Annotated in this window: 12 protein-coding genes; 5 read left to right on the forward strand and 7 right to left on the reverse strand. The window is 70.0% G+C overall.

Going from position 1 to position 16,042, the window contains the following annotated elements:
- Positions 1 to 28 precede the first annotated feature (28 nt).
- Positions 29 to 886, forward strand: a complete 858-nt coding sequence (locus OG876_RS12655) for an Fpg/Nei family DNA glycosylase (protein WP_328525018.1) — start codon at positions 29 to 31, stop codon at positions 884 to 886.
- A 10-nt stretch (positions 887 to 896) separates the two neighbouring features.
- On the opposite strand, the gene OG876_RS12660 is transcribed toward OG876_RS12655, so the two are convergent.
- Positions 897 to 1,736 (reverse strand): hypothetical protein, encoded by an 840-nt coding sequence (locus OG876_RS12660; protein ID WP_328525019.1) that lies wholly within the window; start codon positions 1,734 to 1,736, stop codon positions 897 to 899.
- A gap of 139 nt (positions 1,737 to 1,875) precedes the next feature.
- Here OG876_RS12660 and OG876_RS12665 point away from each other — a divergent pair, with 139 nt between their 5' ends.
- Entirely contained in the window at positions 1,876 to 2,199 is a 324-nt protein-coding gene (locus OG876_RS12665) for a rhodanese-like domain-containing protein (RefSeq protein WP_328525020.1), read from the forward strand.
- Between the two features lie 24 nt (positions 2,200 to 2,223).
- Here the strand turns inward: OG876_RS12665 and OG876_RS12670 are convergent, their stop codons facing one another.
- The 3 genes from OG876_RS12670 to OG876_RS12680 are packed head-to-tail and all read right to left on the reverse strand — an operon-like array spanning position 2,224 to position 5,098.
- A complete protein-coding gene (locus OG876_RS12670; RefSeq protein ID WP_328525021.1) occupies positions 2,224 to 3,351 on the reverse strand; it encodes a sensor histidine kinase in 1,128 nt (375 codons plus the stop codon).
- A 15-nt stretch (positions 3,352 to 3,366) separates the two neighbouring features.
- Complete coding sequence (locus OG876_RS12675; RefSeq protein WP_328525022.1) at positions 3,367 to 4,524, reverse strand: sensor histidine kinase; 1,158 nt, start codon at positions 4,522 to 4,524, stop codon at positions 3,367 to 3,369.
- A gap of 28 nt (positions 4,525 to 4,552) precedes the next feature.
- Complete coding sequence (locus tag OG876_RS12680) at positions 4,553 to 5,098, reverse strand: hypothetical protein (RefSeq protein WP_328525023.1); 546 nt, start codon at positions 5,096 to 5,098, stop codon at positions 4,553 to 4,555.
- A 174-nt stretch (positions 5,099 to 5,272) separates the two neighbouring features.
- Here OG876_RS12680 and OG876_RS12685 point away from each other — a divergent pair, with 174 nt between their 5' ends.
- The 3 genes from OG876_RS12685 to OG876_RS12695 all read left to right on the forward strand — a co-directional run bounded on the left by OG876_RS12685 (position 5,273) and on the right by OG876_RS12695 (position 10,560).
- Entirely contained in the window at positions 5,273 to 5,965 is a 693-nt protein-coding gene (locus OG876_RS12685; protein ID WP_328525024.1) for a response regulator transcription factor, read from the forward strand.
- A gap of 143 nt (positions 5,966 to 6,108) precedes the next feature.
- A complete protein-coding gene (locus tag OG876_RS12690) occupies positions 6,109 to 9,525 on the forward strand; it encodes a phosphodiester glycosidase family protein (RefSeq protein ID WP_328525025.1) in 3,417 nt (1,138 codons plus the stop codon).
- 135 nt (positions 9,526 to 9,660) lie between these two features.
- Positions 9,661 to 10,560, forward strand: a complete 900-nt coding sequence (locus OG876_RS12695; protein WP_328525026.1) for a S66 peptidase family protein — start codon at positions 9,661 to 9,663, stop codon at positions 10,558 to 10,560.
- On the opposite strand, the gene OG876_RS12700 is transcribed toward OG876_RS12695, so the two are convergent.
- The 3 genes from OG876_RS12700 to OG876_RS12710 all read right to left on the reverse strand — a co-directional run bounded on the left by OG876_RS12700 (position 10,544) and on the right by OG876_RS12710 (position 15,941).
- Positions 10,544 to 12,337 carry an alpha/beta fold hydrolase gene (locus tag OG876_RS12700; protein WP_328525027.1) on the reverse strand — a complete coding sequence of 598 codons (1,794 nt, stop codon included), beginning with the start codon at positions 12,335 to 12,337 and terminating at the stop codon, positions 10,544 to 10,546. The two genes, OG876_RS12695 and OG876_RS12700, sit on opposite strands and share 17 nt — an antisense overlap.
- 65 nt (positions 12,338 to 12,402) lie before the next feature.
- Entirely contained in the window at positions 12,403 to 14,181 is a 1,779-nt protein-coding gene (locus tag OG876_RS12705) for an ABC transporter ATP-binding protein (RefSeq protein ID WP_328525028.1), read from the reverse strand.
- Positions 14,178 to 15,941, reverse strand: a complete 1,764-nt coding sequence (locus OG876_RS12710) for an ABC transporter ATP-binding protein (RefSeq protein WP_328525029.1) — start codon at positions 15,939 to 15,941, stop codon at positions 14,178 to 14,180. Before OG876_RS12710 ends, OG876_RS12705 begins: the two co-directional genes overlap by 4 nt.
- Positions 15,942 to 16,042: the final 101 nt, after the last annotated feature.

Raw genomic sequence — 16,042 nt, forward strand, 5'->3', positions numbered from 1 at the left:
TGTCCCTGGTATCGGGCACACTGGGTTCGTGCCTGAGTTGCCGGAGGTGGAGTCGCTGGCGGGGTTCCTGCGGGAGCGAGCCGTCGGGCAGGCGTTCGTGCGCGCGGACATCACGGCGATCAGCGCGCTGAAAACCTACGACCCGCCGATCTCGGCGCTGGTCGGGTTGCTGATCGACGACGTGCAGCGGCACGGGAAGTTCCTGGACATCTCCGCGCAGGGCGTGCACCTGGTGATCCACCTGGCGCGGGCCGGATGGCTGCGGTGGAAAGAGGAGCAGTCGACGACGCTGGTCCGGCCCGGGAAGGGCCCGATCGCGCTGCGGACGGTGCTGGACGACGGCTCCGGGTTCGACCTGACCGAGGCGGGCACGCAGAAGAAGCTCGCGGTGTACGTCGTCCGCGACCCGGCCGAGGTGCCGGGGATCGCGCGGCTCGGGCCGGATCCGTTCACGCTGTCGCTCGAGGACTTCGGCGCCATCCTCAAGCGGGAGGGCCGGGTCCAACTGAAGGGCGTCCTGCGGAACCAGTCGGTCATCGCCGGCATCGGCAACGCGTACTCCGACGAGATCCTGCACGTCGCGAAGATGAGCCCGTTCAAGCCGGCGTCCAACCTCTCCGAGGACGAGATGAAGACCCTGTACGACGCGATGCGCGAGACCCTCCAGGACGCGGTGGATCGCTCCGCCGGCCTCGCCGTACAGGATCTGAAGTCGGAGAAGAAGTCCGGTCTGCGGGTGCACGGACGCAAGGGCGAGAAGTGCCCGGTCTGCGGTGACATCGTCCGCGAGGTGAGCTTCGCCGACTCCTCACTGCAGTACTGCGCCACCTGCCAGACAGGCGGCAAGCCGTTGGCCGACCGCCGCCTGTCCAAGCTGCTCAAGTAGGCGAATCCAGTCACAGGTGGATGACGTACGGTGACGATGCCGAGCGGCGGCCGGCCTCGAGGCGGAGCTGCAGTTCGTGGGCACCTGGCGGTCCGGCGAGGCGGGTCGCCCAGCCGATCGACCGGCCCGCCGCGAGATCGTCGAACGTCCACTCGCGGTCGGTGGCGGACCACCCGGTCGGCAGCGGCAGCACGACCTCGCCACGCGCTCGCCCGCGGCCGAAGTTCGTCACCAGGACGGTGAGCTCGCCCGAGGTCCCCGGGTGGATCGAGGCCAGCACAGTGCCGACCGGCGCGACGAGCATCCGCCGTACGCCGGTGGGGACGAGGAGCGGGAGCACGCGTCGGGCCGGCATCGGGAACGGGCCGATCGTCGACCGCAGCAGTTGATGACCGGACACGACGTACCTCCGGCCGGCCAGCCGGATGTGCTGCTGGGCGTCCGGGTCCATCGGGCCGAGGAAGCGTACGGCGACGTCCGCCGAGCGGCGGGCGACCAGGTGGGCCGTCGGGCCGGTCGGGGTGACGTCCCAGACGCCGTCGGCGTTGGCGGTGACGGTGTCCGGCGGGACGATGCGGAGCTTGCCCTGCAGGGCGACCCGGACGAGCGGCGGTTCGCCTGAGTCGGGCAGCCGGACGATCAGGTCGTCGCCGTCGTGCCGCCACGTCAGGGCCTTGCCGGTGCGGTCCTCGACGACGTGCAGCGGGGTGGTGGCCAGGCCGGGCAGGCGGACCTCGTGGTCGGGTGGCCGGCGGGCGATCCGGAGCAGCAGCAGTTCGCGACTCCGCAGAATTGCCTCGCCCCAGGGCTGCGGCTCGAATTCCCCCGGGATCCCCTGTATCAGTGCCACGGCCGCGCCTCCTTCGAGCCACGGTCCGCAATCCGGCGGCCGGTGTCAATGCGTTGTCCCACACCTCGGGCAATCGCATTCCCAACCCTCCTCGGTGGAACCTACGGAGGGAGGCTGCTGATCTGACATGCTTGGTCGCATGTTCCAGAACCAGGAGATTCCCTCGGTCGTCGTGGCCGATCTCGACGACGCGTTGCTGGCGGACACATTCGTGCTCGACGTGCGCGAGCCGGACGAGTGGGACCGCGGCCACATCGAGGGTGCCAACCACATCCCGCTCGGCGAACTGCAGGAGCGGGTCGGTGAGGTGCCGCTGGACCAGAAGGTGCTCTGCGTCTGCGCGGTCGGCGGCCGGTCCGGGATGGCGACCCAGTTCCTGAACCAGCTCGGCCGCGAGGCGATCAACCTTGACGGTGGCATGCACGCCTGGCAGACCTCCGGCCGCCCGGTCAGCACCAACTGACGACGCCCCGGCAACGCTGCCCGGTCAACTCCCGCGATCGCCACCGCGGCGACCGTCCGGCAGGGTCGCCGCGACCCGCCAACCGCCCCCGGGGATCGGTCCCGTGACCAGCCGGCCACCCAGCTCCTGCACCCGCTCCCGCAGGCCGACCAGCCCGCGACCCGTACCGGCCAGCCCCGGCCGCTCCTGGATCGAGTGGTCGTTCTCGATGCTCACGGTCACCTCGCGACCTGACCCGTTGACCAGCACGCGTACGGCGGCGCCCGGTGCGTAGCGGAGCGCGTTCGTCAAGCTCTCCTGGACGACACGGAAGGCGACATGGGCGGTCGGAGCGGCCAAGCCGTCGCGTTCGCCCTCGAACCGGCAGGACACGTCCAGCCCGCCCCGAGCGGCCCGGGTCACGACCTCCTCGATCAGGGACAGATCCGGCTCGGCGACCTCGGTTCCGCCGAGCAGCTCGACGAGCCGCTGCAAGTCGTCATGGCCCCGCCGCGCCGACTCCGCGATGGCAGAGAAGGCCTGCTTGGCCCGTTCCGGATCCTGGTCGACCAGTCGCTGCCCGGCCGCAGCCTGGATGACCATGACGCTGATCGCGTGGCCGACGATGTCGTGCAGCTCCGAAGCGATGCGCGCCCGCTCGTGCCGGACGGCCAGCTCGGCGAAGAGTTCACGCTCCTCCTCCAACTCCCGGCCGCGCTGCGCGAGTTCGTCCGCGGCCTCCTGACGGAGCCGCAGGATCGTGCCGGCGAAGAAGCCGGGAACACTGAACATCCCCAATGCGACCCAACTGGTGCTGCCGAGGACAAGCCAGAGGACGAACAGGTACGCCGCCAACGCGCCCCCGACCACCCAGGCGGCCCGGCCGGACCAGGCCAGTGCTGTGACCGTCGCAAGCAGCACCATGATCGCGAAGGCGGTGTCGGGGAACCAGCCGTAGTCGCCGAGCAGCGCGAGGAACAGCCACATCGCGCCACCTGAGATGGCGACCAGACGAGGGTGGTCACGCCACCACAGCAGCGTGAGTCCGCTCGCCAGCAGCACGGCGGTGAAGACGTTCCCCATGAGCGTGGTCGGCCAGCCGTGCAACGCCGTCGGCAACGCGACCACGATGGCGTCGAGGACGACGATCCCCACCTGCTCGAGTCTGTGCACGCCCACCCCTTCGTATTAGCCGAGGACAGGCAACTGGGCCACGGCGCCCGCCCGGCCACGGGCGACCTTCACGTCGACCGAGCCACCGAGCAGCTTGGCGCGCTCCCTGGCCCGGGCGACGGCCGCCTTCAGGTCCGCGCTCTTGTCCACCAGTCCGTTCACGCGGATCTCGAGGGCGTCGGTCTCGAATCTCACCCCGACCTCGATCGGGGCGTCGGCATGGTCCGCGAGCGCGGTGATCAGGTGCTCGACGATCCGGTACGCCGACAGCTCGACCGTTGCCGGCAGCACTCGGGGGTCTCCCGACACGATCAGCCGCGAGTGTGTGGTGCGAAGCCGGGCGAGCAGCGTGTCGAGATGAGCGACAGTCGGTACGGGCGCCAGCGCAACGTCATCGCCGCGGAGCAGACCGACGATCTCACGCATGTCGTCCAGCGTCTGCCTGCTGCGCGACTCGATGGACTCGAGCACGACCTTCGCCTCGGCGGGCGCGAGGCTGTCGGCGGACTCAGCAGCAGTCGTCAGCTGACCGAGCCGCTCTTGCAGCAACCCGTCGAGCTGCTGGGACAGCCGCGCCCGGTCGTCCGCGACGTCGAGCGCGGCACGCTCGTCGCGCAACTGACGCAGCTCCGCTTCACGAATCTCGAGCTCCCGGTTCAAAGCGGTTCGGTGGCGGGCAGCCCGGCCGACGCCGAAGACGACCAGGAGCACCGGGAGAGCCAGCAGTACGGCGCTCGGGCCGGTAGTGGAGTCCACGACCAGCACGAGCACGGTCAGCAAGGCACCGAGTGCGCCGACGAGCCACGCCGTCGTGCGCTCGGACACGAGTGCCCCGAGGAACGCGAGTACGAAGGCCAGTGGGAGACCGGCGCCGCAGCGGGTCACCCAGCCGAACATGACGTCGTGCAGCGCCATCACCACGACGGCGGCGGTGGTGACGGCGATGATGTTGCGCCGCCACCAGAGCACCGGAATCGTGGCGCCCAGGAACACCACGATCATCCAGGGCGACCGAGAACTCGTCAGGTGAACCATCGACCCCTCCGCGATGGCTGCCCGGACCTGGTCGCCGGTCATCCGGACGTCCTCCCACATCAGCAGGACGCCGAGCGCGGTGAGGCCTCCCGCCAGGACCCAGTCCCGGACCTTGATGCCCCGGAAGACCTCATCCATCGCAAACTCCTACCTCCAGCAGACCCGCTCAGGCGGCCGTACGCTCGGTGACCGGCGCGACGCCCGCAGACTGCCTGGTGACCCGATTCTGCACGAAGAGGCCGATGCCGTAGAAGAGCGCGGTGAGCGGAAGCGCGACCGCCAGACCGCCCGCGATCGTGTCGATCGACGCGTCCCTGGCGAGCATCACGAGCTGTGTGACGACGATGCCGAGGAGGCCGAGCACCTGGTTCCGCCAGCCACCGGCGAAACGGGCCACGGCGTACGCCAGGGCGAATGCCAGCGGGAGCTCGGCGCCGCAGCGACTGATCCAGCCGAACGCGAGCACGTGGGCGAGCGTGGCGACGGCGGTGACCGCGACGACCGCGAGGATGTTGCGCCGGCGCCACAGGATCGGCAGCGTGACGAGCAGGAAAGCCGGCACCATCGCCCATGAGGTCGACGACAACGGGTGCGGCAGGCCTTCCGCGCTCGACGCCGTGACGTTCTCGAGCATCATCAACAGACCGGCTACGGTCATGAAGCCGGCCAGTACATAGTCGAGCGGCCGGATCCCCTTGAAGATTCCGTTCATTGGTCTTCCCTTCGTTCCGGGCCACCCTGATTGACCCTGATGCCGCGACGGTAGGTCCCGGCATCCGTCGTCCACGTCTGGCGCGAGGACGATTGTCAGGAGCCGCCGTCCTCCGCAGGGATGACCCACGCGCCGCAGGGATGACCCGGCCGGACGGTCGGGCACAATCTCGGTGTGACCGAGTTGGATTCCTTCCCCGCCCCACCGCCGCGGTCGAAGATCCGCGTGCTCGTCGCCGACGACCAGACCCTGGTGCGCACCGGTTTCCGGGTGATCCTGGAAGCCGAGGGCGACATCGAGGTCGTCGCCGAGGCCGACACCGGCACGGAGGCGATCCGGCAGGCCCAGCTGGTCAAGCCAGACGTGATCCTGATGGACATCCGGATGCCCGAGCTCGACGGCCTGGCGGCCACCGAGGAGATCCGGCGGCATCCGAACGCGCCGACGATCATCGTGCTCACCACGTTCGACCAGAACGAGTACATCTACCGGGCGTTGCGGGCCGGCGCGGCCGGCTTCCTGCTCAAGGACTCCCCGTCGACGCGGCTGGTCGCGGCTGTTCGCGCCGCGGCCACCGGCGACTCGCTGATCGAGCCGGCGATCACCCAACGACTGGTCGAGCGCTTCGTCGAGCCGGTCCAGCCGCAGGGGCTGCCCCCCGAGCTGACCGCGCTGACCGACCGCGAGCTCGACGTACTGCGGCTCATCGCCCGCGGACTGTCGAACGCGGAGATCGCGGCCGAGCTGGTGGTGGCCGAGACGACCGTGAAGACCCACGTCGCCCGGGTCCTGACCAAGCTCGGCGTCCGTGATCGCGTCCAGGCCGTGGTGGTCGCCTACGAGACCGGGTTCGTCACTCGGAGCTGATCATTGGAGGAGAAAACCTTCCGGTCAGGCCCTGGAGGCGTTACTTTGTCACCGGTCGGTTGACCGGCGTACACCTGTGTCTCATGCGGCGGTAGAGCGCACAGCGTCGGATGGCCGCGTCCGTCCACGCTGGGGAGGCTGTCGTGTCGCTCTTCCGTCCACTCGCCACCACGCTCGGCATCGGTGGTCTGCTCGCCGGCGCCGCGCTGAACCCGGCGTTCGCACAGCCTGTCCCCGGTCCGCAGCCGGTCGAGGCGCAGCGGCCTTCGTCGTCGAGCTCGGACATCTCCGACCTCGCGATCGCTCCGGCCGACGAAGGGCTGGTGACGAGCCGGCAGGACAGCCCGGTCGCGCCCGGCGTCAACTACACGGCCTTCGAGCGCCTCGACCCCCGCGGCTGGTTGCGCGGCGACATTCTCGCCACCGACCTGGACAAGCACGGCGTCACCGTCGACTACGTCAACACCGGCAAGGTCTCCGGCGGTACGCCGCTGAGCCAGCAACTGGCCCGCAAGGGCGCGATCGCCGGGGTCAACGGCGACTTCTTCGACATCAACGACACCACCGCGCCGATCGGCGTCGGGGTCGAGCGGTCCGGCCGGCTGATCAACGCCCCGGCCGCCGGCCACAACGACACCGCCGTGATCGGCAAGGACGGACTCGGCACGATCGCCCAGCTCTTCCTGCAAGGTACGGCGACCGACAACGCGACCAAGCTCGAGCTGACCAACCTGAATTCGCCGGCTGTCAACGCCGGCGGCATCGGCCTCTACACCCCGGAGTGGGGCGACGCGGCCCGGACCAGGACCGTGGACGGCCTGCCGACCGTCCGCGAGGTGATCCTTCGCGACGGTGTGGTCGTCTCGTCGGCCACCACTCCGGGCACCATCCCGCTGGCCGCGAACGAGCAGGCGCTGATCGGCCGCGAGGCCGGGGCCGACGCGCTGACCGCGTTCGAGGTGGGCGACAAGGTCGACGTGCAGTACGGCCTGCGCCCCGACGCGGCGGATGTCGCGGTCGGCATCAGCGGCAACACCCAGCTCGCGAAGGACGGCAAGGTCCCCGACGACGTGCCGGACGCCGACCTCGCGCCGCGGACCGCGATCGGGTTCGACGCCGATGGCAGCAGGATGATCCTGCTCACCGTCGACGGCCGGGCGACCGGCTCCCGCGGCCTGTCGCTGAAGGAGATGGGTCAGCTGATGATCGGCCTCGGGGCCGACGACGCGCTCAATCTGGACGGCGGCGGCTCGTCGACGATGCTGGCCCGTACGCCCGGCAAGGCGGCGCCGCAGGTCGTGAACGATCCGTCCGACGGCGGCGAGCGGCTGATCCCGAACGGCCTCGGCCTGCTGCCGGTGAAGGGTTCCGGCAAGCTGAAGGGCTTCCGCGTCGAGGCGGTGGGCACCGCGGACGAGGAGCCGGACACCGACATCTCCCGCAGCTCCCGCGTCCTCACCGGCCTCAGCCGCGTCCTCACCGCTACCGGTCACGACGAGACCTACGCGCCGGCGACGGGTACGCCGTACTGGTTCGGTGGGAGCAATGTCCGGGTCGACCAGCATGGCGTGGTGATCGGTCGGAAGGCCGGCGACGCGGTGATCACGGCGGCCCGCGGTACGGCGAACGGAAGGTTCCCGATGACAGTGCTCGGTCCGCCGACCCGGTTGGCGCCGTCGACCCGGCAGGTGTCGTTGTCCGACGCAACGGCCAAGGGCTTCTTCGAGGTCGACGGGTACGACGCCGACGGCTTCTCGACCTGGATCGAACCGCGCGACGTCAAGCTGAGCTACGACCCCGCGGTCGTGAATGTGGTTGCGCGCGGCAACGGGTTTGACGTGAATGCCCTCAGCAGCGAAGCGGTCTCGACCGTGATCACCGCAACGGTCGGCAACCTGACGACGCAGCTCAGTGTCACCGCCGGGCTGGCCAGTACTGTCGTGGACGAGCTCGACGACCTGAGCAAGTGGGCGGCGAACGCCGTACCGGTCGGTGCGGCGACGGCGTCACGGTCGGCGGCCGAGGGTCATGACGGTGGTCACGCGATCGCCCTCGACTACTCGCTCACGGGCAGTACGGCGACACGAGCGGCGTACCTCTCGCAGACTCCGCAACAGACGCTCCCCGGTCAGCCGCAGAAGCTGGGCGCATGGGTCTACGGCGACGGCAAGGGCGCGTGGCTGCGGGCGAACGCGTACGACGCCGCCGGCGGTACCGCGCAGACACTGAACCTCGCGGCCGCGGTCGACTGGACCGGCTGGAAGTACGTCGAGGCCGACATCCCGCCGGGTCTGACGATGCCGCTGCGGTTCTGGCGGATCTACGTGGTGGAGACCGTGCCGACCCGGCAGTACTCGGGCCGGATCATCATCGACGACCTGACCGTCCGCAGCGCTCCGCCGGTGACGATGGAGCCGCCCGCGAAGGTGATCGACCCGATGGTGGTGACCGACGGGACGGTGACCGGCGGCGGCCGGTGGCGGTTCGCGGTGATGTCGGACGCGCAGTTCACCTCCGACGACCCGAACTCGGACTACGTCAAGCAGGCCCGGCGGACGATCCGCGAGGCGCTCGCGCAGAACCCGGACTTCCTGGTGATCAACGGCGACTTCGTCGACCGCGCGTTCGGGCCGGACATCGCGCTGGCCAAGCAGATCATCGACGAGGAGGTCGCGGGCAAGGTGCCGGTGCACTACGTGCCGGGCAACCACGAGACGTACGGGCCGGGTGACCTGTCCGAGTGGACCAAGGTGTTCGGGTCGCCGACCAGCACGTTCGACCACAAGGGCACGCGGTTCATCCTGCGCGACTCGTCGCTGGGATCGCTCCGGGCGGGCGGGTTCGACCAGATCCTCGACCTGCGCAAGCAGATGGACGACGCGGCGACGAACAAGACCATCCGCAACGTGGTGGTGATGGCGCATCACCCGATCGACGACCCGTCGCCGGCGCAGAACTCGCAGCTCGGCGACCGCAAGGAAGCCGCCATGATCGTCCAGTGGCTGGCCGATTTCCGGGCCTCGACCGGCAAGGGCGCGGCGTACATGGCGGCGCATGCCGGGACGTTCGCGGCCACCCGGACGGACGGCGTCCTGCTGCCGCTGACCGGCAACTCGGGTAAGAGCCCCGCTGCTGCTCCGGACGCCGGCGGCTTCACCGGCTGGGCCCTGGTCGGGATCGACCCCAAAGCGACCGCGGCCCCGGCCGGCGAGCGCAAGTGGTCGGCACCTGAGCGGTCCTGGTTCCAGGTCGAGCTGCGGCCGCACGTGGACTCGCTCGAGCTCACCGCCCCGGCCACCCTGCAGCGCGGTCAGACGGCGGCCGCCTCGGCGACCGTCGTCCAGGACGGTCGCCGCGTCCCGGTAGCGTTCCCGGTCTCCTCCGACTGGTGGGGTTCGCCACAACTCCACATCGGCCCGGCCCGGACCGCGCCGTTCTGGGCGGTCGCGTCGTACGACCCGGCGACCGGTCAGCTGACCGCACTGCGTCCCGGCATCGCCCAGCTCGGAGTCACCGTCAACGGGGTCTCGAAGAACTCCACCATCGAGGTGGGCTGGTAGGTGTGCAGCTCAACAGGACGTAGTCATGTAGTAGGTCCTCGGTTCACGCTCAGCGGGCGAGTGGTCCGGGCGGAATGAGGCACTACTACCTGTCCAGATGCACGTGGCGGCCGGCCGTCGGGTAGCGTCCGGCGGGTGACTGACGTGGTGGTGCCGCAGCGGCTGCGGAGTGGTGACCGGGTTGCTGTGGTGGCGCCGTCGGGACGGGTGGATGCGCAACGGCTCGAGATCGGGATCGAACACCTGAAGGGGTGGGGGCTCGAGGTCGAGGTGATGCCGTCGGTGCTGGCAGGGCACGAGCGGTTGAGCTACCTCGCTGCGGAGGACAAGGCCCGGGCCGAGGACTTGCGGACCGCCTGGCTGGACGCCCGCTTCACCGCGGTGTTCTGTGCGCGGGGTGGGTACGGCGTGCAGCGGATGCTCGAGTACGTCGACTTCGACGAGCTGGCTGCGGTCCCGAAGTGGTTCATCGGGTTCAGTGACATCACCGCACTGCATGAGCCGCTCAACGCGCGGGGCCTGGTCACGATTCATGGGCCGATGGCCGCCGCGGTGGAGCAGTTGGCGGTTGCGGACGGACGCGAGCGGCTGCGTGCGTTGCTGTTCGAGCCAGAGAGCGTCACTGACCTGTTGGCGCCCGCCGGAGCTCGCACTGTTGCCGGTGGCGTCGCCGAGGGACGTCTGGGTGGCGGCAACCTGGCGTTGCTGGCGACGAGTCTCGGTACGCCGACGTACGCGCCGCCGGCGGGTGTCGTCGTACTGGAGGATGTCAACGAGGACGGGTACCGGGTGGACCGGTTGCTGACCCAGTTGCTGCGGTCCGGGTGGTTCGACGAAGTGACCGGTGTCGTGGTGGGGGACTTCAGTGAGGCGGAGGATCCGATCGCTGATGTGGTGCACGAGCGGCTCGAGCCACTCGGCGTACCGATCGTGGAGGGTGCGGCGATCGGCCATGAGGCGTTGAACCTCGCCGTACCGCTCGGACTGCCGGTGCGGCTCGACGGGACCGCGGGGACTCTCACTCCGCTGTGGTGAGATGCTCCCGTAGGAAGGTGAGGGCCTGCGGGTAGGCGTCGAGGCGGTTCTTCAGCTTCGCGAGGCCGTGGCCCTCATCCGGGTAGACGAGGAGCCGGCACGGTACGTCGCGCTTGGTCAGCGCCTCGGTGATCTGCTCGGCCTCTGACAGCGGCACCCGTGGGTCATTGGCGCCGTGGATGACGAACAGCGGCGCCCGGATGTCGTCGACCCGGCTGAGTGGACTCGCGGACTCCAGGAAGTCCCGGTCGGTCGCGAGATAGCCGTACTCGCGCTCCCGCATGGCCCGGCGGTAGTCCGAGGTGTTCTCCAGGAAGGTCACCAGGGAGGCGATCCCGACGATGTCCACACCGGCCGCCCACAGGTCAGGCTGGAACGCGACCCCGGCCAGCACCATGTAGCCGCCGTACGAACCGCCCCACAGCGCGGCGTGCCGCGAGTCGGCGCCGATCGACGGGAGCCAGCTGTGGATCGCGGCCAGGTCCTTCACCGAGTCGAGCCGCAGCTCCCGGTCGTCGAGGGAGTACCAGCGCTTGCCGTATCCCGCCGAGCCGCGGACGTTCGGTACGACGACCGTGTGGCCGTCGGCGGCGAGCGACGAGATGATCGGGCTCCACAGGCGCATCGCCGCGCCCTCCGGACCACCGTGCACGTGGACCACGGTCGAACCCAGGTCCGGACCGGTCGGCCGGAACACGAACACCGGCACCTGCTCACCGTCGAACGACGGCACCCGCAGGCTCTCCGGGTGCTCGAGCTCGGCCGGAGGCTCCGCCTGACCCGGCGACCGCAGCTCCACGACCTCGCCGGTCGCCGGGGTGTACCGGAACACCGTCGGCGGCGAGACCGGTGAGTTGTAGGTGATCGCCGCGAACGAGCCGTCCGCGGACCAGAGCGGATCCGGCGTCGCCATCGTCAACCCGGCGCAGCCGCCCGAGGGCAGGTCCAGTGGCGCGGTCGCCGAGCCGTCCAGCCGGTGCAGCGCCAGCGAAACCTCGCCGTCCTCCAGTACGCCGACCAGCAGGTGCTCGCCGTCGGGTGAGACCCAGCCGGCCAGGTCGCGGGCGTCATCCACGAGTACGTCGCTCCACACCGCGTCGGCCAGGTCATAGCGGCGTACTGCCATCCGGTCCCGGTCTGCGTTGCTCGACACCAGGAACGCGCTGGAGTCCGGCAGCCATGAGACCGCCGTCTGGTCGTTGTGGGCGTCGGCCGGGGTCAGCTCGGTGACGGCCTGCGTGGCCGTGTCGACCAGCAGCAGCTGCATGGAGTTCGCCGGTGCGCTGGCCATGGACAGCACGACCCACTGGTCGTCCGGAGAGGGGCTGACCGCCATCACCCAGCCACCGCCGTCGTACAGGGCCTTCTCCGTACCGGTCGGCAGGTCGCGGCCGACCAGGTCGAAGTCGACGCCATTGCGCCGGTTCGTGGTGAACAGGATCCGGTCGGGCTTCGCGTCCACCAGATGGTGGTTGTACGCCGGGTCGTGGACGAGCGGCGTGAGTGTGGGCAGCCCAGGGTCGTCGAGATCGAGTATCGACAGCTGGCCACGTTCGTCGCCGCCGCTGTCGTGCTCGACGACCACGCGCCGGCTCCCGGGCACGAACCGCGCGCCGCGGCAGGTGTCGCCGAGGTCGGTGAGCGCTCGCCACGTCCCGTCGGGAGCGATCTCGTTGACCTGGCGGACACCGGTGCCGTCGTAGAGGACGAGCAGGCGACCCTCGTCGTTCACGTCGAGTGCCATCGTGGACGTCAGCGAGAACAGCGTTGTCAGCACCGTCCCATCCTCACATGGGTGCCGGTCACCGGGGGCAGCCCGTGCGGTCTGCCCCCGGCGCCGCGTCAGCGCTCGCCGTGCCAGGAATGCCAGAGCGCCGCATACGGGCCCTGGGCATCGACCAGTTCGTCGTGCCCGCCCAGCTCGACGATCTTGCCGTCCTCCACGACTGCGATCACGTCCGCGTCGTGGGCGGTGTGCAACCGGTGCGCGATCGCCACCACGGTCCGGCCGGCCAGCACGCCGGCCAACGACCGCTCCAGGTGCCGGGCGGCCCGCGGGTCCATCAACGAGGTGGCCTCGTCCAGGACCAGCGTGTGCGGGTCGGCCAGCACCAGCCGGGCCAGAGCGACCTGCTGCGCCTGAGCCGGAGTCAGCGAGATCCCACCGGACCCCACCTCGGTGTCCAGCCCGTCGTCGAACCCGGCGACCCAGCCGTCGGCGTCGACCGAGCGCAGCGCGGCCCACAGGTCGGCGTCGGTGGACTCCGGCCGGGCCAGCCGCAGGTTGTCCCGCACACTGCCCACGAACACGTGGTGCTCCTGGTTGACCAGAGCAACGTGACTCCGGACCTGCTCGGCCGACATCTGGTCCAGGGCCGCACCACCCAACGTGATGTCACCGAGCCGTGGCGAGTAGATGCCCGCCAGCAACCGGCCGAGCGTCGATTTCCCTGCTCCAGAAGGGCCTACGAGCGCAACCCGCGCACCCGGCTGCACAGTCAGCGTCACACCGTGCAGCACGTCCCGGCCCTCCAGATAGCCGAACCGCACGTCGTCGGCCAGCACAGTCCGGCCCTCCGGCTCGGCGTCTCCCTCGGCGGCGGCTGCTTCGATCTCACGGACCCCGACCAGCCGGGCCAGTGACACCTGCGCCACCTGGAGTTCGTCGTACCAGCGGATCATCATGTTGACCGGCTCGACCAGCATCTGGATGTACAGCGCACCAGTGGTGAGTGCGCCGACGGTGAGCCAGCCCTGGATGGCGAACCCGCCACCGATGACCAGTACGGCGGCCAGCGCGACCGTGTGGGTCATGTTGATCACCGGGAACAGGACCATCCGCAGGTACAGCGTGTACCGCTCCCAGGCGACCCACTGACCGATCCGGGTGTCGCCCAGCTTGATCCGGCGGTCGCCGAGCCGGTGCGACTCCACGGTCCGGCCGGCGTCGACGGTCTCGGCCAGCCCGGAGGCCACCGCGGCGTACCCGGCGGCCTCCGACCGGTAGCCCGATGGCGCGCGGCGGAAGTACCAGCGGGCACCGATGATCAGGATGGGCGCCGCGATCACCACGGCCACGGCCAGCTCAGGCGCGGTCACGATCAGCGCGCCGATCAGCAGCGACCCCCAGATCACCGCGATGGTCAGCTGCGGCACTGCGTCCCGCATCGCGTGCGAGAGCCGGTCGATGTCGGTGGTGATCCGGGACAGCAGGTCACCGGTGCCGGCCCGCTCCAGGACACCCGGCGGCAGGCCGACCGCGCGGACCAGGAAGTCCTCACGCAGGTCGGCGAGCATCTCCTCGCCGAGCACCGCACCACGCAGCCGGGTGAGCCGGACGAACACCGTCTGCACGAGCAGAGCGATGACGAACCCGATCACCACGGACGGCAGCTGCACATCGGTGCTGCCCTGCGACAGCTTCTCCACCACGTTGCCGAGCAGCCAGGGCCCGACCATGCCGCTCAGCGCCGCCACGGCGTTCACCAGCGTCAGCCAGCCGAACGCGCGGCGGTGCCGGCGGAACAGTGTCTTCAGGTAGGCGCGCACGGTCGCGCTGCCCGCCACCGGCAGCCGGGCCGCTTCCTGCGGCGCCGCCGGGTCGTACAGAGGGCGCTTCACGCCAACTCCTCGAAGGTTGGTTCGTCTTCACGGGTCACAACCGCGCGGTAGCGCGGGTTGGTGAGCACCAGCTCGTGGTGGGTCCCGACCGCGTCGACACGGCCCTCCGGAACGAAGACCACTCGCTCCGCGCGGTCCAGCATCAGCGGGCTGGAGGTGAACACCACAGTGGTCCGGCCGGCGCGCAGCAGCCGCAGACCGTCGGCGATCCGGGCCTCGGTGTGCGCGTCCACCGCACTGGTCGGCTCGTCCAGCACCAGCACCGGCGGGTCGACGTACAGCGAACGGGCCAAAGCGACCCGCTGCCGCTGCCCACCGGACAGGGACCGTCCACGCTCGGTCAGCACGGCCTTCATCGCGTCCGACTCACCGGCCGGCAGCGTCTGCCGCAGTACGTCGAGAATGTCCGTGCACTGCGCTGCGTCGAGCGCAATCTCCGGAGAGACCGCACCACTCGCCGGTACGTCGAACAGCTCGCGCACCGTCCCCGACAGCAGCACCGGGTCCTTGTCCTGCACGAGTACGACGGTCCGCGCGGACTCCAACGGGAGGTCGTCCAGCGCGACCCCATCGAGCAGCACAGAGGCCTCGCCGTCCTCGGCCGTCGGGCTGTGACCACCCAGGCGGTCGGCCAGCCGGCCACCCGCGTCCGGGTCGCCACAGACGACCGCGGTGAAGCTGCCGGTCGGGACGTGCAGACCGGACACCGGGTCGAGCACGTCACCGTCGGGCAGCTGGGCCTCGCCCGTGCCCTTGGTCTCGTCGGTCCGCTGCAGCGACAGCACTCGCGCGGCCCGGCGCGCCGACACCTTCGAGAAGATGAACGCGCTCGCCGTCTCCTCGAACGTGTGCAGCGGCACCAGCATGAAGGTGATGAACCCGTACGTCGTGACGAGCTCGCCGACCGAGATCTGTCCGGATATCACCAGCCGGACACCCAGCCACACGACGACCACCAGGAAGATCCCGAACAGCAGCACCTGGAGAGCCGCGATCAGCGACCACATCCGGGCACTGCGGACCGCACTGGCCCGGTAGTCCTGCGATGCGGCGCGGTAGCGGTCCAGGAACAGCTGCTCACCACCGATACCCCGCAGCACGCGCAGACCGGCGACGGTGTCGGCGGCCAGCTCGGTGGCCCGGCCGCCCTTGGCCCGCTGCGCGTCCGCACGACGCTCGGCCGGACCCATCAGCGGAACGATCGAGAACGCCAGCACCGGTACGGCGACGGCGACCACCAGACCGAGCTGCGGTTCGTAGAACAGCAGACCGATCACGACGGCGAAGCAGGTCAGCAGAGCGGCCGCGAACCGGCCGAGCACCTCGACGAACCAGCCGATCTTCTCGACGTCGCCGCTACTCACGGCGACCACCTCGCCGGCGGCGATCCGGCGGGTGAGCAGCGAGCCCAGCTCCGCGGCCTTGCGGAACAGCAGTTGCTGCAGGCGCGACGCCGTACTGATCCAGTTGGTCACCACGGCGCGGTGGAAGAACGAGTCGGCACCGGCCTTGGCCGCGCCGAACGCGAGCAGCAGCACGCCGGCCAGGATCAGCTTCGGCCAGGACAGGTCGATCACCGCCTGGACGGCGAGACCGACGGCGACCGGAGCGGCGGCGATACCGCCGAAGTACAAGAGTCCCCAGAACACTGCGAGGGCCTGCCCGCGCAGTTGCTGGTGCTCCAGCCAGAGAATGAGTCGGAGACCCGACCGGGTGTCCGGCACACCCGGGTCGGCGAATGGAATGAGGCGCAGGGACATGACGTCTCACAAAGAGGCATAGAGGGTGGAAAAGAGGCACCTGACCAGGCGAATAGATCAACCCTAGGCGGCGCCGCCGACAGTTCGCCAACCGTTTTCAA

Source organism: Kribbella sp. NBC_00359, from assembly GCF_036097425.1.
GTDB lineage: Bacteria > Actinomycetota > Actinomycetes > Propionibacteriales > Kribbellaceae > Kribbella.

What these genes read in the sequence shown, in the direction of transcription:
- OG876_RS12665 (WP_328525020.1), top strand. Translation starts at nt 1,876, where the DNA reads ATGTTCCAGAACCAGGAGATTCCCTCGGTCGTCGTGGCCGATCTCGAC.
- OG876_RS12675 (WP_328525022.1), bottom strand. Translation starts at nt 4,524, where the DNA reads ATGGATGAGGTCTTCCGGGGCATCAAGGTCCGGGACTGGGTCCTGGCG.
- OG876_RS12680 (WP_328525023.1), bottom strand. Translation starts at nt 5,098, where the DNA reads ATGAACGGAATCTTCAAGGGGATCCGGCCGCTCGACTATGTACTGGCC.
- OG876_RS12710 (WP_328525029.1), bottom strand. Translation starts at nt 15,941, where the DNA reads ATGTCCCTGCGCCTCATTCCATTCGCCGACCCGGGTGTGCCGGACACC.